The organism is Streptomyces sp. NPDC006510, from assembly GCF_040611955.1.
GTDB lineage: Bacteria > Actinomycetota > Actinomycetes > Streptomycetales > Streptomycetaceae > Streptomyces.
This window is the reverse complement of the sequence record NZ_JBEXPH010000068.1, coordinates 1-19092: the sequence shown is the minus strand read 5'-3', so window position 1 is coordinate 19092 and position 19092 is coordinate 1. Positions and strand designations below refer to the sequence as shown.

At 70.8% G+C, this 19092-nt stretch carries 16 protein-coding genes; 9 read left to right on the top strand and 7 right to left on the bottom strand.

The window, feature by feature from the left end:
• Nucleotides 1-124: 124 nt before the first annotated feature.
• On the bottom strand, nucleotides 125-1213 hold the full coding sequence (locus ABZY11_RS21225; protein WP_356480616.1) for a substrate-binding domain-containing protein: 1089 nt from the start codon (nucleotides 1211-1213) through the stop codon (nucleotides 125-127).
• 222 nt (nucleotides 1214-1435) lie between these two features.
• Between ABZY11_RS21225 and ABZY11_RS21220 the strand changes: the two genes are divergently transcribed.
• Nucleotides 1436-2965 carry a right-handed parallel beta-helix repeat-containing protein gene (locus tag ABZY11_RS21220; RefSeq protein ID WP_356480615.1) on the top strand — a complete coding sequence of 510 codons (1530 nt, stop codon included), beginning with the start codon at nucleotides 1436-1438 and terminating at the stop codon, nucleotides 2963-2965.
• An 8-nt stretch (nucleotides 2966-2973) separates the two neighbouring features.
• Here ABZY11_RS21220 and ABZY11_RS21215 read toward each other — a convergent pair whose 3' ends face one another.
• Nucleotides 2974-3747 carry an SDR family oxidoreductase gene (locus ABZY11_RS21215; protein ID WP_356480614.1) on the bottom strand — a complete coding sequence of 258 codons (774 nt, stop codon included), beginning with the start codon at nucleotides 3745-3747 and terminating at the stop codon, nucleotides 2974-2976.
• 35 nt (nucleotides 3748-3782) lie between these two features.
• Nucleotides 3783-4457, bottom strand: coding sequence for an MOSC domain-containing protein (locus ABZY11_RS21210; protein WP_356480639.1), 675 nt, complete (start codon nucleotides 4455-4457; stop codon nucleotides 3783-3785).
• A 108-nt stretch (nucleotides 4458-4565) separates the two neighbouring features.
• On the opposite strand from ABZY11_RS21210, the gene ABZY11_RS21205 reads away from it, so the two are divergent.
• The gene (locus tag ABZY11_RS21205; protein ID WP_356480613.1) at nucleotides 4566-5456 is read left to right on the top strand and encodes a LysR family transcriptional regulator; all 891 of its coding nucleotides are present in this window, start codon (nucleotides 4566-4568) and stop codon (nucleotides 5454-5456) included.
• Between the two features lie 97 nt (nucleotides 5457-5553).
• On the opposite strand, the gene ABZY11_RS21200 is transcribed toward ABZY11_RS21205, so the two are convergent.
• A complete protein-coding gene (locus ABZY11_RS21200; protein ID WP_124716892.1) occupies nucleotides 5554-5889 on the bottom strand; it encodes a WhiB family transcriptional regulator in 336 nt (111 codons plus the stop codon).
• Nucleotides 5890-6303: 414 nt separating this feature from the next.
• Here ABZY11_RS21200 and ABZY11_RS21195 point away from each other — a divergent pair, with 414 nt between their 5' ends.
• The 4 genes from ABZY11_RS21195 to ABZY11_RS21180 all read left to right on the top strand — a co-directional run bounded on the left by ABZY11_RS21195 (nucleotide 6304) and on the right by ABZY11_RS21180 (nucleotide 10663).
• A complete protein-coding gene (locus ABZY11_RS21195) occupies nucleotides 6304-6915 on the top strand; it encodes a response regulator transcription factor (protein WP_003948568.1) in 612 nt (203 codons plus the stop codon).
• A 297-nt stretch (nucleotides 6916-7212) separates the two neighbouring features.
• Entirely contained in the window at nucleotides 7213-7788 is a 576-nt protein-coding gene (locus ABZY11_RS21190; RefSeq protein ID WP_356480612.1) for a sigma-70 family RNA polymerase sigma factor, read from the top strand.
• 139 nt (nucleotides 7789-7927) lie between these two features.
• A complete protein-coding gene (guaB, locus tag ABZY11_RS21185) occupies nucleotides 7928-9433 on the top strand; it encodes an IMP dehydrogenase (RefSeq protein WP_356480611.1) in 1506 nt (501 codons plus the stop codon).
• Between the two features lie 105 nt (nucleotides 9434-9538).
• On the top strand, nucleotides 9539-10663 hold the full coding sequence (locus tag ABZY11_RS21180) for a GuaB3 family IMP dehydrogenase-related protein (RefSeq protein ID WP_072486665.1): 1125 nt from the start codon (nucleotides 9539-9541) through the stop codon (nucleotides 10661-10663).
• 78 nt (nucleotides 10664-10741) lie between these two features.
• On the opposite strand, the gene ABZY11_RS21175 is transcribed toward ABZY11_RS21180, so the two are convergent.
• Nucleotides 10742-11338 (bottom strand): hypothetical protein, encoded by a 597-nt coding sequence (locus tag ABZY11_RS21175; RefSeq protein ID WP_356480610.1) that lies wholly within the window; start codon nucleotides 11336-11338, stop codon nucleotides 10742-10744.
• 105 nt (nucleotides 11339-11443) lie between these two features.
• Complete coding sequence (locus ABZY11_RS21170) at nucleotides 11444-12706, bottom strand: nucleotide sugar dehydrogenase (RefSeq protein ID WP_356480609.1); 1263 nt, start codon at nucleotides 12704-12706, stop codon at nucleotides 11444-11446.
• A 259-nt stretch (nucleotides 12707-12965) separates the two neighbouring features.
• On the opposite strand from ABZY11_RS21170, the gene ABZY11_RS21165 reads away from it, so the two are divergent.
• Entirely contained in the window at nucleotides 12966-14672 is a 1707-nt protein-coding gene (locus ABZY11_RS21165) for a glycerol-3-phosphate dehydrogenase/oxidase (RefSeq protein WP_356480608.1), read from the top strand.
• A gap of 27 nt (nucleotides 14673-14699) precedes the next feature.
• On the opposite strand, the gene ABZY11_RS21160 is transcribed toward ABZY11_RS21165, so the two are convergent.
• Nucleotides 14700-15794 (bottom strand): serine hydrolase domain-containing protein, encoded by a 1095-nt coding sequence (locus ABZY11_RS21160; RefSeq protein ID WP_356480607.1) that lies wholly within the window; start codon nucleotides 15792-15794, stop codon nucleotides 14700-14702.
• A gap of 120 nt (nucleotides 15795-15914) precedes the next feature.
• Between ABZY11_RS21160 and ABZY11_RS21155 the strand changes: the two genes are divergently transcribed.
• Nucleotides 15915-17900, top strand: a complete 1986-nt coding sequence (locus ABZY11_RS21155; RefSeq protein ID WP_356480606.1) for a serine/threonine-protein kinase — start codon at nucleotides 15915-15917, stop codon at nucleotides 17898-17900.
• 203 nt (nucleotides 17901-18103) lie between these two features.
• The coding region (locus tag ABZY11_RS21150) for a protein kinase (protein WP_356480605.1) at nucleotides 18104-19092 on the top strand (989 nt) is incomplete at its 3' end.

The following is a 19092-nucleotide window of genomic DNA, read 5'->3' as shown; positions in this document are numbered from 1 at the left end:
CAAGAGCGAACGATCGATTGATCGAAAAAAGATCAGATAAGTTACGTACGGAATTGCGTGAGGTAACCTGCGAAATCGGGCGCGAGAGCCGCGGGAACGCCTGCTCCGAGGTCTGCGCCCGTGCCTACGGGAGACGCGCCCCGCACGAGTCCCTGACCCGCAGCTGCGGCAGCAGCGTCAGATGCCGCCGGGGGGCGCCCGCGCTCTGGCCCAGCCGCTCCACCAGCAGTTCCGTGGCGTGGCGGCCCACCTCGCGCTTGGGCGGCGCCACCGCCGTGAGCGGGGTGTCCGCGAGGGCCGCAACCTCGTCGTCGTAGGCGATCAGGGCCAGGTCCTCCGGCACTCGCACGTCCAGTTCGGCCAAGCGCTGCACCACCTGGATCGCGTCCACGTCGTTGTGGATCAGCGCCGCCGTCGCCACCCCCGAGAGGACCGCCTCGCGCAACGCCTGTACGGCCTGCTCGAAGGCGTCCGGGGCGAGTTCGGCCGGTACGGAATCGATCACGTCCTGCGGTGCGCGCAGCCCGAGCACGCCCAGGGCCTCCACGTACCCGGACCGCACCGCGACGGCGGTCGGGGAGTCCGCGCGGGCCATCAGCAGCGGCGCCCCGTGTCCGAGATCCACCAGGTGGCGCACCGCCAGCAGCACGCCGTGCGCATGGTCCGAGCAGACCCGGTCCAGGCCGTCCAGCGGGGAGCCCGCGGTGGGCCTGCGTTCCAGCAGGACGGTCGGCACGGGCAGCGAGGCGATCCAGTCGCCGAACGCGGCGGGGTCGCCCGGGTCCTGCCAGCCGGGCGCGACCAGCAGCCCTTCGGCGCCCGCGGAGAGCAGCCCCTCGGTGCGGGCGTGGTCCTCCTGCGGCCGGTAGTCGGAGATCCGCAGGATGAGCCTGGCCCCGGCCCTGGCGGCGGCCTCGTGGGCGCCGCGGATGACCTCGGCGAAGTAGTAGGTCGACGAGGGCGCGAGCATGCCGAGCACCAGGCCGCTGCCCGTGGAGCCGGGCCCGGCGGCGCCCGTGGGGGCGTCCTGCGGCCAGGACACCGATCCGTGGACCCGGTCGAGCAGGCCGCGGCCGGCCAGTTCCTCCACGTCCCGGCGCGCCGTGACGGGTGAGACGCCCAGCTGCGAGGCCAGATCCGAGACCCGGGCCGAACCCCGTTCCCGTACCAGCCCGAGCAGGCGGTCATGACGTTCAGCAGCACTTTCGCGCACGGCAGCAGTCCCCTCGCAGTGTGTGGCCCGGCCCCCGGTCCGGCCGGTGCCGGGGCCGTTGTCCGACCCTAGACCAGCGTGATCGAACGATGGGAGTTTCGATCATTCAAACGCAATCCATTGACGTTCGATCAATCCGAGTCCAGGATTCCGGCGATGCGGACTCGTCCCGCCCCCACCCCGACTGTCCGTCCCGACCCTGACTGTTCGTACGGAGGAATTGTGAGACATCGCGTCACTGCTGCGGCGCTCGCGGCCCTGACGGCCGCCGGCGGCCTGACCGTCGCGAGCCAGACCGCCGCGCAGGCCGCACCCGCCGGCCGTACCTTCCACGTCGACTGCGCCGCGGACCCGGCGGGCGCCACCGGCAGCAAGGAGCAACCCTGGACCTCGGTCGCCGAGGCCAACGCGCACACCTACGGCCCCGGTGACCGGCTCCTCTTCAAGCGCGGCGCCACCTGCACCGGCACCCTCGCCCCCACGGGCGCCGGCTCCGCCCGCGCCCCGTTCACCATCGCCGACTACGGCAGCGGCCCGGCCCGCGCCCGGCTCGACGGCGCGGGCGCCCACGATGCCGTCCTGCTCGCCAACACGCAGTACGTGCACCTCAAGGCCCTGGAGATCACCAACGCCGACAACCCCGGCAGCGAGCGCAACGGTGTCCGCCTCCGCCTCACCGACTACGGCGTCGCCCGCGGCTTCGACATCTCCGGCCTCTACATCCACGATGTGCGCGGCGGCGACTACAAGACGGTCTCCGGCTCCAGCGCGATCCACATCGCCGTCGAGGGCAAGGCGAAGGCCAGCTGGTACGAAGGCCTGGACATCGGCCACAACCGCATCGAGGACGTCGACCGCGAGGGCATCTACTTCAAGTCGACCTTCTCCAAACGCGATCTGGTCGGCCAGCAGCAGGACCCGAACGTGTACCCGGGGGAGTGGACGCCCAGCACCGGCGTCCGCATCCACCACAACACGCTGAAGTCCCTGGCCGGCGACGGCATGAAGCTCGACACCACCAGCGGCGCCCGCGTCGACCACAACCGGGTCGACGGCTTCCAGCTCCGCTCGCCCTCCGCCAACGCGGGCATCTGGACCTTCAACACCGACGACACGACCGTCGAGTACAACGAGGTCTCGGGCGGCGGCAACACCCACGACGGGATGTCCTTCGACGCCGACGGCGCCTCCCGGAACACCGTCTTCCAGTACAACTACAGCCACGACAACAAGGGCGGATTCCTGCTGATCTGCCCGTACAGCGGCGCCAAGACCATCGGCACGGTCGCCCGCTACAACGTCAGCCGCAACGACGGTGCCCGGCTGATCCAGAACTGCTGGGGCCCGATCCTCGGCACCGAGATCTACAACAACACCTTCCACAACAAGGAGCAGATCCCCGGCTACCTCGTCCAGGACGACGCCGGAAGCCCCGCCACCACCCAGCACGAACTGTCCATCCGCAACAACATCTTCGTGAGCGAGGGAACCGGCGGCTACGCCTTCAAGAACCCGACCCCCGGGCTCTCCTTCGACCACAACGCCTTCTACGGCGTCGAGATGACCCGTCCCGACCCGGGCGGCATCACGGCCGACCCGAAGCTCCGGGACGACTTCCGGCTCGGTGCGGGCTCGCCCGCCCTCGCCGCCGGAGCCGTCATCGAGAACAACGGCGGCAAGGACTACTTCGGCAACGAACTGAAGCCCGGCGCCCCCAACATCGGCGCCTACGCGGGCCGTGGGGTGCGGTAACCGACCGCTCACTGAGGACCGTACTTGCGGCCTGTCTTGGAGGTGACCCCTCCGAGCAGGCCGCGCGGCGTCACCTTCACGAGCCCCATCAACGCCTTGTACCGCGGGTCCGGAACCGAGACCGACTTGCCGCGCGCCAGATCCGCCAGCGCCGTCTCCACCAGCTTGTCCGCGTCGAGCCACATCCAGCCCGGAATGTTGCCGGTACCCATCCCGGCCCGCTGGTGGAACTCCGTCCGTACGAACCCGGGACACAGCGCCATCAGCCGCACCCCCGTACCGGCCATGTCCTTCGCCGCGCCCTGGGTGAACTGCACGACCCACGCCTTGGACGCGCCGTACGTCCCGCGCGGCACGAACGCGGCCACCGAGGCCACGTTGACCACCCCGCCCCGGCCGCGCTCCCGCATCCCGGCCGCGGCCGCCGAGGTCAGCCGCAGCACCGCCTCGCAGTGCACCTTCAGCATCTTCAGCTCATCAACCATCGGCACGTCCAGATAGCGGCCCTTGTTGCCGAACCCGGCATTGTTGACCAGCAGGTCGACCGGATGCCGGCGGTCCGTCAGCCGGTCCTCGACCGCGCCGATCCCCTCGTCCTCGGACAGATCGGCCCTCAGTACCTCGGCCTCGATGCCGTGCCGGTCGTGCAGCTCGGTCGCCTGCTCGCGCAGCCGCTCGGTGTCGCGCGCCACCAGCACCAGGTTGTGCCCGTCGGCCGCGAGCCGCCGCGCGAAGGCGGCACCGATCCCCGCGGTCGCGCCCGTAATCAGTGCAGTCGTCATACGCGGCACGTTAGTGCTTGTCCGGCGCGCGGTGATCAGCTGTCCGCCGCCGACTTCTCGACGTACCTCAGAGCGGCACGCAACGCCTCGGGATGCAGCGCGTCCCCGGCCGCCAGCAGCCCCGGCAGCAGGTCCCGCCGCGTCGTGGACGCCAGGAACTCCATCTTCACGGTGACGTCGTGGTCCGGGCGGTGCACGATCTCGACCGGATCCCCGGCCCGGATCTCGCCCGGCTCGATCACCCGCAGATAGGCGCCCGGAGCCGCCGCCCGGGTGAACCGCTTGACCCAGCGCTCCTCGCCGAGGTGACCGGCGAACGTACGGCACGGAATCCGGCCCGACGTCACCTCCAGCACCAGATCGGCGCCGATCCGCCAGCGTTCGCCGATCTTCGCGCCGCTCACGTCGAGCCCGGCGGTCGTCAGGTTCTCGCCGAACACGCCATTGGCCAGCGGGCGGCCGAGCTCCCGCTCCCACCCGTCGAGTTCCTCGCGGGCGAAGGCGTACACCGCCTGGTCGGAACCGCCGTGATGGCGCAGATCGCACACCGCGTCCCCGGCCAGACCACTGCCGCCGGTGCCCTTGGGGCCGGGGTCGGTGACGCGTACCGGCCCGCCGGCCGGCCGCTTGTCGATGCCGGTCACGCCCGCGGGGGCGTCGGTGTACTCGACGGCCTTCGGCCGTCCCACATTGACGGTCAGCAGTCGCATCGGCTCTGTCGGTTCCAGGGACGTCATGCGGAGAACGCTAACCATTCCATTCTCAAAGATGCACGACAATAATGCGCACCCAATCCAAGAATCGCTTATGGTTGAGGGGTGATCGAAGCCCGTCATCTCCGTGTCCTGCGCGCCGTGGCCGCCACCGGCTCGTTCTCCGCCGCCGCTCGCGAACTGGGCTGCACCCAGCCCGCGGTCAGCCAGCAGATGAAGGCCCTGGAGGCCTCCGCGGGCACCACGCTGCTGATCCGTACCGGACGCGAGATGCGGCTCACCCAGGCGGGTGAGGCCCTCGTCCGGCACGCCTCCGGCATCCTCGCCGGTCTCACCGCCGCCGAGGAGGAGGTCGCCGCCATCGCCGGGCTGCGGGCCGGCCGGGTCCGGCTCGTCTCGTTCCCCAGCGGCAGCTCCACCCTGGTCCCCGGCGCCCTCGCCGCACTGCGCGCGGCCCACCCCGGCACCCGGGTCTCGCTGGTGGAGGCCGAGCCGCCGCGCTCGGTCGAGATGCTGCGCGAGGGCGACTGCGACATCGCGCTGGCGTTCCGGTACGGCACCTCCGGCACCGAATGGGACGACCTGGTGGCGCGCCCGCTGCTCACCGACCGGCTGATCGGCCTGGTCCCGGAGGGGCACCCGCTGTCGCGTTCGGCCGCAGTGGGCATCGCCGATCTGGCCGGGGAGTCGTGGATCGCGGGCTGCCCGCGCTGCCGCCGCCAGCTCGTGGAGGTCTGCGAGGAGTCGGGCTTCACCCCCCGGATCGACTTCGCCACCGACGACTACCCGGCGGTGGTCGGCCTGGTCGGCGCCGGACTCGGGGTGGCCGTACTGCCGGAGCTGGCGATCGAGTCGGTACGTCCCAAGGGGGCGCGCACCGTGACGGTGGAGCCGGCCATCGAGCGCGAGATCGTCGCCCTGACCCTGCCCGACCTGGCCCAGGTCCCGGCGGTGGCGGCCACCCTGGACCGGCTGTCCCTGGCGGCCGCCCGCTGAAGGGCCTGCCTGAGACCCGGCCCATCGCTGTGACCGGGTGACTGCCGCCTCTTAGCGCGGAAACGTTTCTTTTGTTGCTGTACGGGGTGTGGCGGGATCAGCCGTGCCCCGACGGGGACGGAACGCCCGAAGGCGCCGCTGCCGCGATCAGCCGGCTGCGGGCCCGTCCCATGAGCTCTTCACGCTCGTCCTCGGTCAGTCCGCCCCACACTCCGTAGGGCTCTCGCACCGCCAGGGCGTGTGCTGCGCACTCGGCGCGTACCGGGCATCGCATGCAGACCTCTTTTGCCGAGTTCTCGCGGGCGCTCCGTGCCGCCCCGCGCTCACCCTCCGGGTGGAAGAACAGCGAGCTGTCGACCCCGCGGCAGGCCGCCAGCAGCTGCCAGTCCCACAGATCGGCGTTGGGTCCGGGAAGGCGGGAGAAATCTGCCATTGCTTGTCCCCTCGAAACCATGCTGAGTCGGAAACGTCGTTGTCATCCGTCATCGACCGTGCCCAACGACCGTACATCTACGGTGTAAGCAGATGTAAATATGACTGATTGCGAATCTAGTCACAGACACCAGGAAAAGTGAAGAAAACCCGCTAAATGGGGCACGTCTTCATGTGAAGTTTTGGTTGAGGATTGGATGATCCGCGCCGATTCTCCTCCGTGTGCGCTCCCTCACGTAGAGTGCCGAACCCGGTTCTCCGACCCGTAACTCTTTCGAGTGACCGTCGTTGAGAGGACGGAGGCGGTTGACGGAAAAAGCGATCGGGCAGGTGTCCGAGAGTGTCAACCGCACAGGTGACGACTTGTAACAGCCTGGAGGCTCAAGGTGACGCGCATCAGCTGCGGAGGACGGTCATGACATCCGTCCTCGTCTGCGACGACTCCCCGCTTGCCCGAGAAGCGCTCCGTCGGGCGGTCGCGACCGTGCCCGGCGTCGAGCGGGTGACGACGGCGGCCAACGGCGAGGAAGTCCTCCGCCGCTGGGGCGCCGACCGTTCGGATCTGATTCTGATGGACGTACGCATGCCCGGTCTCGGGGGTGTGGAGACGGTCCGGCGGCTGCTCTCCGCCGACCCCGGCGCCAGGATCATCATGCTGACCGTCGCCGAGGACCTGGACGGTGTGGCGCTCGCGGTCGCCGCCGGTGCCCGCGGCTATCTGCACAAGGACGCCTCCCGCGCGGAGTTGCGCGCCACCGTCACCCAGGCGCTGGCCGATCCGACGTGGCGGCTCGCCCCGCGTCGGCTGCGGTCGGCCGAGATGGGTGCGGCGCCGACGCTCACCGCGCGTGAGATCCAGGTGCTCGAAGGAATGAGCCACGGCCGTTCGAACGCCGAGATCGGCCGTGAGCTGTTCCTCTCGGAGGACACGGTGAAGACGCACGCCAGGCGTCTGTTCAAGAAACTCGGCGCCTCGGACCGGGCGCACGCCGTGGCGCTCGGCTTCCGCTGGGGCCTGGTCCGCTGAGGGCCGGCCGTGGCCGGCAGTCGATCGAACCCCCGTCCGCGCACCGGCGGACGGGGTGGCGTGACCGACATACACGGGACGGGTTCCGCTCCACCGGCGGAGCCCGTCGCGCCGACGGTATGTGACGCTTCCCGGCCGATGCCGCATCCTTGAGACGTGGAGTTCCTCGGGAACGATTCGGTCGAGCGGAAGGGGAGGGCGCAGGACATGACTTCCGGCGCACCCGCTCATAACGCTTCGGTGCACAACTACGGACGCGGCGGCGCGGATGACGCGGCTCCGAGGCACCATGGTCCGATGCGCGACGACGAGACGACGGCGATCGGTGCCCTGGTGCACAGTGCCGTCGAGGGCGACGCGCAGGCCACCCATGATCTGCTGGCCCATGTCCACCCGCTCGCGCTGCGCTACTGCAGGTCGCGGCTGAACCGGCTGCCCGGTGATGCCCGCCACTTCGTGGAGGACCTGGCGCAGGAGGTCTGTGTCGCGGTGCTGATGGCGTTGCCGCGCTACAAGGACACCGGCAGACCCTTCGAAGCCTTCGTGTTCGCCATCGCGGGGCACAAGGTCGCCGATCTCCAGCGGGCCGCCATGCGGCACCCGGGCTCGACGGCCGTGCCGTCCGACGAGATGCCCGAGCGGCCGGACGATTCGCTCGGGCCCGAGGAGCGCGCCCTGCTCAGCAGCGATGCCGCCTGGGCGAAGAAGCTCCTCGCCAACCTCCCGGAGAACCAGCGCGAACTGCTCGTCCTGCGGGTCGCCGTCGGGTTCACCGCCGAGGAGACCGGGCAGATGCTGGGCATGTCGCCGGGCGCGGTCCGGGTCGCCCAGCACCGGGCCCTGAGCAGGCTGCGGGCCCTCGCGGAGCAGTGAACGGACCCGGTCGGGTCCGCACGGAAGGTTCCGTATGAAGCTACAGAACCTCTAGGTGATCTTGCTCGTGGAATGAGACACCCCCGGAGGCCGTTAGCATGGACATCCGCACCGATCAAGGCCATTTGGGGAAGGTGTCATGACTGCAAACGTCGACGGAGTGCCCGAGAAATTCGCGACGCTCGGGCTGACATACGACGACGTGCTGCTGCTGCCCGGCGCGTCCGACATGGCGCCCGATCAGATCGATACCTCCTCGTACATCTCCAGGAACGTGCGGGTGAACATCCCGCTGCTCTCCGCCGCGATGGACAAGGTCACCGAGGCCCGCATGGCGATCGCCATGGCCCGGCAGGGTGGCGCGGGTGTGCTGCACCGCAACCTCTCCATCGCCGACCAGGCCAACCAGGTCGACCTGGTGAAGCGCTCCGAGTCCGGCATGGTGACCGACCCGATCACGGTCCACCCGGACGCCACGCTGCGCGACGCCGACGAGCTGTGCGCCAAGTTCCGCATCAGCGGTGTCCCGGTCACCGACGCCGCGGGCAAGCTGCTCGGCATCGTCACCAACCGGGACATGGCCTTCGAGTCCGACCGCACGCGCCAGGTGCGCGAGGTCATGACGCCGATGCCGCTGGTCACCGGCAAGGTCGGCATCTCCGGCGTGGACGCCATGGAGCTGCTGCGCCGCCACAAGATCGAGAAGCTTCCGCTGGTCGACGACGCGGGGGTCCTCAAGGGCCTCATCACCGTCAAGGACTTCGTCAAGGCCGAGAAGTACCCGAACGCCGCCAAGGACAAGGACGGCCGACTGCTGGTGGGCGCCGCCGTCGGTGTCGCGGGCGACGCCTTCGAGCGGGCCCAGGCGCTCATCGAGGCCGGTGTCGACTTCATCGTCGTGGACACCGCCCACGGCCACTCCCGGCTGGTCGGCGACATGGTCGCCAAGATCAAGTCGAACGCGTCCGGTGTCGACGTCATCGGCGGCAACATCGCCACCCGTGACGGCGCCCAGTCGCTGATCGACGCGGGCGCCGACGGCATCAAGGTCGGCGTCGGCCCCGGCTCCATCTGCACCACCCGCGTCGTCGCCGGCATCGGCGTCCCGCAGGTCACCGCGATCTACGAGGCCTCGCTCGCCGCCAAGGCGGCCGGTGTCCCGGTCATCGGCGACGGCGGCCTGCAGTACTCCGGCGACATCGCCAAGGCCCTGGTGGCCGGCGCGGACACCGTGATGCTCGGCTCGCTGCTCGCGGGCTGCGAGGAGTCCCCGGGCGAACTGCTCTTCATCAACGGCAAGCAGTTCAAGTCGTACCGCGGCATGGGTTCGCTCGCCGCGATGCAGACCCGTGGCGAGCGCAAGTCGTTCTCCAAGGACCGCTACTTCCAGGAGGGCGTCGCCTCCGACGAGAAGCTGGTCCCCGAGGGCATCGAGGGCCAGGTTCCCTACCGCGGACCGCTCTCCGCGGTCGTCCACCAGCTCACCGGCGGTCTGCGCCAGTCGATGTTCTACGTCGGCGGCCGCACCGTCCCGGAGCTCCAGGACAACGGCCGGTTCGTCCGGATCACCTCGGCGGGCCTCAAGGAGAGCCACCCGCACGACATCCAGATGACGGTCGAGGCACCGAACTACAGCAGGAAGTAACGCATCCATGCGGTGGAGGGGCGGCCCGGGGTTCCCGGGACCGCCCCTCAGCCGTGTGTCGGGGATACTGGACAGCGCAGACGTAGAGGGAAAGGCCACACCATCGTGACTGAGATCGAGATCGGGCGCGGCAAGCGCGGCCGCCGGGCGTACGCATTCGACGACATCGCCGTCGTTCCGAGCCGCCGTACCCGCGACCCGAAGGAGGTCTCGATCGCCTGGCAGATCGACGCCTACCGTTTCGAGCTGCCGTTCCTGGCCGCTCCCATGGACTCCGTGGTCTCCCCGCAGACCGCGATCCGCATCGGTGAGCTGGGCGGCCTCGGTGTTCTCAACCTAGAGGGCCTGTGGACCCGGCACGCCGACCCGCAGCCGCTGCTCGACGAGATCGCCGAGATGCCCGTCGAGTCGGCGACCCGCCGCCTCCAGGAGATCTACTCCGCGCCGATCCAGGAGGAGCTGATCGGGCAGCGCATCAAGGAGGTGCGCGACTCCGGTGTGGTCACCGCCGCCGCGCTCTCCCCGCAGCGCACCGCCCAGTTCTCCAAGGCCGTCGTCGACGCGGGCGTGGACATCTTCGTCATCCGCGGTACTACGGTCTCCGCCGAGCACGTCTCGGGTGCCGCCGAGCCGCTCAACCTCAAGCAGTTCATCTACGAGCTGGACGTCCCGGTGATCGTCGGTGGCTGCGCCACGTACACCGCCGCCCTGCACCTGATGCGTACCGGTGCGGCCGGTGTCCTCGTCGGCTTCGGCGGCGGCGCCGCGCACACCACGCGCAACGTCTTCGGGATCCAGGTCCCGATGGCGACCGCGGTCGCCGATGTGGCCGGCGCCCGCCGCGACTACATGGACGAGTCCGGCGGCCGGTACGTGCACGTGATCGCGGACGGCGGCGTCGGCTGGTCCGGCGACCTGCCCAAGGCCATCGCCTGCGGTGCGGACGCCGTGATGATGGGCTCCCCGCTGGCCCGTGCGACGGACGCGCCGGGCCGCGGCCGGCACTGGGGCATGGAGGCCGTCCACGAGGACGTGCCGCGCGGCAAGCTGGTGGACCTGGGCTCGGTCGGCACCACCGAGGAGGTCCTGACCGGTCCTTCGCACACCCCCGACGGCTCGATGAACATCTTCGGCGCGCTGCGCCGGGCGATGGCGACGACGGGGTACAGCGACCTCAAGGAGTTCCAGCGCGTCGAGGTCACGGTGGCGGACTCGCAGCACCGCCGCTGAGTCTTCCGAGCACGACGGGAGGACCCGGACCGCAGCGGCGGTCCGGGCCCTCCCGTGTGTGCGGGGCGCGATCCGCGACTAGTCGGCGGCCTTCTTGGCGCCGGAGAACGCGGCGACCGCCGCGACGGCGAAGAAGAGGTACGAGATGAAGTCCGAGTCGGCCTTCCACGCCTCGTTCAGCAGGCTGAAGTGGTCGAAGAACAGCTCGGAGACGGTGACCGGGAGCTCCTTGGCGGCGATCATCGCCTCACCGAGCAGCTGGCCGAAGTAGACGGCGACCAGCGAGAGCAGGGCGCTGACGACCGGCAGCGCGGGGTTGCGGCCGCCGACCTTGCCCGCGGCGAAGCCGACGACGAAGCCGACGCCCACGGCCGCGTAGCCGATCTCGTGCTTGGTGGCGCCGATGATGGCCCCGTAGATGCCCGCGGCGACCACGGCCGCGACGACGGCGGCGACCAGGCCGAGGCCGATGTTGTTGCGTGCGGGGGCCGGCGGGGTGAACGGGGCGCCGGGCTGCTGGCCCGCGAAGGGGTTGCCGGTCGGCGCGCCGGGCTGCTGGCCCGCGAACGGGTTGCCGGTTGGCGCGCCGGACTGCTGGCCCGCGAACGGGTTGCCGCCGTCGGGCTGGGCGTTGTACGGCTGCTGCGGCTGGTTCGGCGGCACGGGCTGGCTCATGGTGGTATCCCCCCTGGGACGGAAACGCACGACTGTGCGAGAAGTGACGCCGCAGGCTAGCAGCAGCCTGTGACATCGCCTACCGAAATCCCGGGGGACGGGCTTTCACAGCCGGTGTGCGGCCCCCGCCGGGGTCGCGCCCCGGGTGTCCAGGAGGAGCTGGGCCTTCACCGCGAGGCCCTGGAGGTCGTACGTCCGGTGGTGCTGGAGCAGCACCGTGAGGTCGGCGCTCGACGCCGCCTCGTACAGCGAGTCGGCGCGCGGGACCGGGAGTTCGCGCACCCGCCAGTCCAGGACGTGCGGGTCGTGGTAGCCGATCTGGGCGCCCATGTCCATCAGCCGGATCGCGATCTCCCGGGCGGGTGAGCCCTCCTGGTCGGCGAGGTCCGGCTTGTAGGTGACCCCGAGCAGCAGCACCCGGGCGCCGCGGACGGACTTGCCGTGTTCGTTCAGCAGGGTCGCGCAGCGCTGGATCACGTACTGCGGCATCCGGTCGTTGATCTCCTGGGCGAGCGAGACCATCCGCAGCGGGTGGCCGGGGGTGCGGCTGTTGTACGGGAGGTAGCCCGGGTCGACGGGTGCGCCGTGGCCGCCGACGCCGGGGCCCGGCCGGAACGGCTGGAAGCCGAAGGGCTTGGTCTCGGCGCACCGGATGACGTCCCACAGGTCGACGCCGAGGTCGTGGCAGAGCACCGCCATCTCGTTGACCAGGGCGATGTTGACATGCCGGAAGTTGGTCTCCAGGACCTTCGTCATCTCGGCCTCGCGCGGCCCGCGGGCCCGGACGACCTTGTCGGTGAGCCGGCCGTAGAAGGCGGCGGCGGACTCGGTGCAGGCGGGGGTGAGGCCGCCGATGACCTTGGGGGTGTTGGCGTAGACGTGGGACCTGTTGCCGGGGTCGAGGCGGCTGGGGGAGCAGGCCAGGTGGAAGTCGCGGCCGGCGCGCAGCCCCGAGCCCTCTTCGAGCAGCGGCAGCAGGTAGTTCTCGGTGGTGCCGGGCGGCACGGCCGATTCCAGCAGGACGGTGGTGTGCGGGCGCAGCCGGGCGGCGAGCGCGCGGGCCGCGTCGCCGACGGCGGTGAGGTCGAGGGTGCGGTCGGCGCCGAGCGGGGTGGGCGCGCAGATCACCGCGGTACGGACCCGGCCCAGTTCGGCCGGGTTGGTGGTGGGCCGGAAGCCCCCCGAGAGCATCCGGCGGATGTCCGATGCGGTGAGCGAGCCCTCGACGGGGGTGCGGCCCGCGGAGAGCTCCGTGTAGGGGCGTGGGTCGGTGTCGTAGCCGACGGTCTGTACGCCTGCGGCCACGGCGGCCTGGGCGAGGGGCAGGCCGAGGTGGCCGAGTCCGATGACTGCGAGGTCTGCGGGCATGTGGATGGGCCGTCCTTCCCGGTCGGACTATGACCATGAGGGCAGAAAGCGCAACCGCTGTGGACAGCGCAATGTCACACTAGGCGTAAATATGACCTATATGCCGCATTGCTGGCCTCCTGTCGTCCTGGTGTTGTCCACAGGCGGTGGCCGAAGTCGTGGACGGCGGACAGAATCGAGAGGTGGGCGCGGGCCGCCCCGGCCGCCGGGCCGGGTCGCTTTCCGTGCCGGACCACCCCGATCTACCCGGGAGGCAGCAGTGAGGACAGCGACACTGGGACCTGCGGAGCGCGCCGAGGCGTTGGCCGCGATGGCCGAGCGCGAACTGGACGTGCTGGTCGTCGGGGCGGGCGTGGTCGGCGCCGGTACGGCGCTGGACGCGGCGACGAGAGGACTCTCGACCGGCCTGGTCGAGGCCCGCGACTGGGCGTCCGGCACATCTAGCAGGTCGAGCAAGCTGATCCACGGCGGGCTGCGATATCTGGAGATGCTCGACTTCGCGCTCGTCCGGGAGGCACTGAAGGAGCGCGGGCTGCTCCTGGAGCGGCTGGCCCCGCATCTGGTGAAGCCGGTGCCGTTCCTCTATCCGTTGCAGCACAAGGGCTGGGAGCGGCTCTACGCCGGTTCCGGTGTGGCGCTCTACGACGCGATGTCGGTGTCCTCGGGCCACGGCCGCGGCCTGCCCGTGCACCGGCATCTCTCCCGCCGCCATGCCCTGCGCGTCGCCCCGGCGCTGAAGAAGGACGCCCTGGTCGGGGCATTGCAGTACTACGACGCACAGATGGACGACGCCCGCTATGTGGCGACCCTGGTGCGCACCGCCGCCGGATACGGCGCGCACGTGGCCAACCGCGCGCGGGTGATCGGCTTCCTCCGGGAGGGCGAGCGGGTCGTCGGCGCCCGGGTGGAGGACGTCGAGGCGGGCGGGGAGTACGAGGTCAGGGCCAAGCAGGTGGTCAACGCGACCGGGGTCTGGACGGACGACACCCAGGCGCTGATCGGGGAGCGCGGACAGTTCCACGTCCGGGCGTCCAAGGGCATTCACCTGGTCGTCCCCAAGGACCGCATCCACTCCTCGACCGGCCTGATCCTGCGGACCGAGAAGTCCGTCCTCTTCGTCATCCCGTGGGGACGGCACTGGATCGTCGGGACGACGGACACCGACTGGGACCTGGACAAGGCACACCCGGCGGCGTCCAGCGCCGACATCGACTACCTGCTCGAACACGTCAACTCGGTCCTGGCCACCCCCCTGAGCCGGGACGACGTCCAGGGCGTCTACGCCGGGCTGCGGCCGCTGCTGGCCGGCGAGTCCGACGCGACCAGCAAGCTCTCGCGCGAGCACACGGTGGCACATCCGCTGCCGGGCCTGGTGGTCGTGGCGGGCGGCAAGTACACGACGTACCGGGTGATGGCCAAGGACGCCGTGGACGAGGCGGTGCACGGCCTCGACCAGCGGGTGGCGGCCTGCGTCACCGAGGAGATCCCGCTGCTGGGCGCGGAGGGATACCCGGCGATGTGGAACGCCAGGGCGAGGATCGCGGCCAGGTCCGGCCTCCATGTCGCCCGGGTGGAGCACCTGCTCAACCGGTACGGCTCGACGACCGAGCAGATCCTTGAGCTGATCCTCGGCGATCCGGTGCTGGGGGAGCCGCTGCCCTCGGCGGACGACTACCTGAAGGCCGAGATCGTCTACGCCGCCTCGCACGAGGGGGCCCGCCATCTCGACGACGTACTGACCCGCCGGACCCGGATCTCCATCGAAACCTTCGACCGGGGCACGCGCAGTGCCCGGCTCTGCGCGGAACTGATGGCTCCGGTGCTGGGCTGGGACGAGGGGCAGATCGACCGGGAGGTCGAGCACTACGAGAAGCGGGTGCAGGCGGAGCGGGAGTCGCAGCGGCAGCCGGACGACCTCACGGCGGACGCGGCGCGGCTCGGGGCTCCGGACATCGTGCCGATCTAACGGCTGTCCCGTCCGGATCAGGCCGGATCAGGCCGGGCCCCGCGAGCCCGCGCCCGCCCCGGGACAGAACTCCGCGTCGAGCAGCGAGGGTTCGAGGGTCTCCGCGTCGGCCAGAGTGTCCGTGTCGATGCGATACGTCAGGGTGTGCCGGCCGTCGCGCGTGGTGGCGGTGCGGACGTAACTGCCCGAGATATGGCCGTTGTGCCCCCAGACGGTGATGCCGCAGGAGAGCTTCTGCGGATAGATGCCCAGGCCGTAGACGCCGTGCGTGGCCCGGGTGTTCAGCAGGACCGCCAGCTGGGCGGGCGCGAGGAGACGGCCGCCCAGCAGGGCCGCGTAGAAGCGGTTCAGGTCGTCGAGCGTGGAGATCAGCTCACCGGCCGGGCCCGCCGTGCGCGGGTCCAGCACGGTGACGTCGCGCAGGCTGCCGTCGTCCGGATCGCGGGTGTAGGCACGGCCGTGCGGGGAGGGCAGAGCGGTGCGGGCGCCCGGGAGGGAGGTGCCCGTGAGACGGAGGGGGGTGATGACGCGATTGCGGATCTCGGTGGCGTAGCCGTGTCCGGTGACCCGTTGAACGACGAGTCCGAGTACGGCGTAATTGGTGTTGGAGTAGGCGTAGTGGCCGGGCGCGCCCGTCGGCCGGTGGGCCAGGGCGACACGGACCGCCGCGGCGGCGGAGAGGGGGTGGGCGGATGGATCGGCGGTGTAGTCGTAGAGGCCGCTGGTGTGGCTGAGCAGGGCGCGCAGGGTGATGCGGCGGCCGTCGTTGCCGTTGCCGCGCACCAGTCCCGGCAGTAGCCGTTCGACCGGGTCCGACAGGTGCAGCCTTCGTTCCCGGGCGAGTTGGAGCACGACCGTGGCGAGGAAGGTCTTGGTGATGCTCCCCGCCCGGAACCGGTCCGCCCGCCGGATACCGGGACCTGTCGAGCGGTAGGTGTCGTACGGTGCGGAAGAGGCGCGACGGGCCAGCAGCGCCGCCGTGGGAGCACCGCCCTCGGCGACGAGCCGGGGAAGGTAGGCGGCTGCGGGGGTGAGGTGTGGTTCGCTGGACAGGGTCGCTGTTCCCAGGACGGACAGCGCCAGCACCAACGGGGCGGCGAGCAGCGCCCTGAGTATCGACATGGCAGGGATTCCCTTCCTCCGGGCACATCATGACGGGCCCGCGGACCCGGCACCATGACCGGTGCCGGGGTGAGGGACAATGAACGCTCTGCCAGGGCGGGTTGATCGCAGAGGGGACGCATGTCGGAGGCGGAGCAGGCACGGGAGCCCCAACGGGACAAGGACGGACGTCTCCTTGCGGGGCGGTACCGGCTCGGGGAGGTGCTCGGCCGGGGCGGTATGGGCACGGTCTGGCGTGCCGTCGACGAGACGCTGGGCCGCACGGTCGCGGTCAAGGAACTGCGGTTCCCTTCGGCCATCGACGACGACGAGAAGCGCCGGCTGATCACGCGCACGCTGCGCGAGGCGAAGGCGATCGCCAGGATCCGCAACAACGGCGCGGTGACGGTCTACGACGTGGTCGACGAGGACGACCGGCCGTGGATCGTGATGGAGCTCATCGAGGGCAAGTCCCTCGCCGAAGCCGTGCGCGAGGACGGCGTGCTGACGCCGAAGCGCGCCGCCGAGGTCGGCCTCGCCATCCTCGACGTGCTGCGCTCGGCGCACCGCGAGGGCATCCTGCACCGCGATGTGAAGCCGTCCAACGTGCTGATCGCCGAGGACGGCCGGGTCGTGCTGACCGACTTCGGTATCGCCCAGGTCGAGGGGGACCCGTCGGTCACCTCGACCGGCATGCTCGTCGGCGCCCCCTCGTACATCTCTCCCGAGCGCGCCCGCGGCCACAAGCCGGGACCGCCCGCCGACCTCTGGTCGCTCGGCGGACTGCTGTACGCCAGCGTCGAGGGCTCCCCGCCGTACGACAAGGGGTCGGCCATCGCCACCCTGACCGCGGTGATGACCGAACCGCTCGACCCGCCGAAGAACGCCGGTCCGCTGGAGGAGGTCATCTACGGCCTGCTCGCAAAGGACCCCGAGCACCGGCTCGACGACGCGGGCGCCCGTGCCCTGCTCAACGACGTGATCCACGCCCCCGAGAAGCCGGAGCCGGTGGTGCGCCCGCCCGCCGACGCCACCCAGGTCATGGCGCTGCCCACGACGCCGGCCGAGTCCGGCGCCAAGGCGACGGCGAAGCCCGCGGAACAGGGCGAGGGCGCGCGGGACCGGCTGCGGGGCGCACTGCGCTCCGTACGGAACGCGAAGGCGGCCCCGGCCGCCGCGGCCCCGACCACCGCGCCGCCCCCGCCCTCGGCGCCTTCGTCGGTCTCTTCCTCGGCCGGTGGCGCGGACGCCTCCGCCAAGCCCGCCCGGCCCGCGGCCGCTGCCGCCACGGCCTCCGCGGTCGTACCGCCGCCGCGCCCGGCCACGTCGCCGACCACCCCGCCCCGGGCGTCCATCACGGACGTGGTGCCGCGCCGCACCCTGGCGATCATCGCGGCCGTGATCGTGCTCGCCGTGATCGGCACGGTCCTCGCGCTCTCGCTCGGCGGAGACGACAAGAACGACGCGGGCGGCGCCAACGGCAAGGACGACAAGTCCACCTCGGCCGGGTCCTCGACGGCGACCGGCGGCTCCACGGACACCGACAGCGGCAGTGGCAGCGGCAAGGACCAGAACGGCAACCAGGGCCAGGGGCAGGACAACGGCAAGGACAAGGACAAGGCGGACAAGGAGTCGGGCGGCCCGAAGGGCGACAAGCCGGGGGACGCGCTGCCCGCCGGATTCCGGGCGATCACGAACAAGCGGTTCCACTTCGCGATGGCCATGCCCGAGGACTTCCAGTTCGACACCACGGCGGGCAACAACTCCGGCGGCATCTACAACGTCAGCGGCGGCTTCCCCCGTATCCAGGTCGACTACACCGATTCGCCCGGCGGTGATGCGGCCGCGGCCTGGAACGCAGCGAAGGCCGCCGTAGCGGCCAGCAGCAACGGCTTCCACCAAGTCGGCATAAAAAAGGTCCAGTACAACGGCTACCCGACCGTCGCCGACTGGCAGTTCGAGCGCACCCAGCAGGGCCAGCGGGTCCATGTACTCAACCGGGGCTTCAAGGTCGACGGCAAGCACGGCTACGCGATCATGATCAGCTGCAAGGCCGACGAGTGGGACAGCAAGGAGTGCCGGACGCTGCGCAAGACCGCGTTCGACACGTTCAAGCCCATCGACTGAACGATCAGGCCCACCGACTGATCCGTGGGCGAAAAGGTCCGGGATGCGTCGACCCGGCAGCGTGGCTGTCACTTGCCACGTATCGTGAGAGCCGGAAGACCGTACGCAGCCAGAACGGTAGGTCAATTGCACGGTAAGTGACTGCAATTGATGGATTGACGCGGTCTTCGTGACCGGGGGACAGCGCGCTCTGGGGAGGCGTCGTGGATGACTATGCGGGTCGGGTGCTTGCCGACCGCTACCGCCTTCCGCTGTCCCTGACAGATGAGTACGAAGCGGTCGAGACCCGGGCGTTTGACGCCTATAGCGGACAGGAAGTCCTGGTCCGGCAGGTGCCGTTGCCCGAGGTGGTGGACGCCGAGGTGCTCGACGCCGACGATCCGGCCCCGGCGGACCGGCGGGCCACCGGACAGGCGGGGCGCGCGCTCGCCGACCCGGCGGTCCGTCGCGCCGTGGAAGCCGCTCAGGCGGCGGCCCAGGTGCCCGACCACCCCAGGCTCGCCCAGGTCTTCGACGTGTTCGCCGAGGCGGGATCGCTCTGGATCGTGAGCGAACTCGTCGCGGCCCGCCCGCTCTCCTCGCTGCTCGCGGAACGACCGCTCAATCCCTTCCGGGCCGCCGAGATCGGCTCCGATGTGCTGACCGCGTTGCGCGCGCTGCACGCCCACGGCTGGACCCACCGGAACATCACCGTCCGCACGGTGCTGATCTGTGACGACGGCCGCGTCGTGCTGACCGGCCTGGCGGCCGGGGCGGCGGAGGAGGCGCTCTGCGGGTACGTGACGACACCGCAGCTCGACGAGGGCGAGGACGAGGGCGAGGACGAGAGCCAGGGCGGTTACGGGGGCCGGGGCGGTTACGGACACGACGACGGCTACGGGTACGAGGACGGGTTCGCCCGCCCGGCGCTCGGTACGGGCTCCGCGGGTGCCTTCGCGCCGCCCCTGCCCGCGATGCCGCCCCTGCCTGCCCCTCCGGCCGAGGTGCCGGCCTCACGCGGTCCGGCGGCGATCGAGACGGGCCGGGAGGCCGACGCGCCCCACGGCGATGACGACCCGTACGCGGACGACGACCCGTACGACGAAGTCGACGAAGGCGACGACGGTCGCGACGTCCCGCACGGCGGCACGGGAGACGCCGCGCAGCTGCGGGCCGAGCGCGCCGGAGCCATCGCCGCATACCGCGCGGGCGC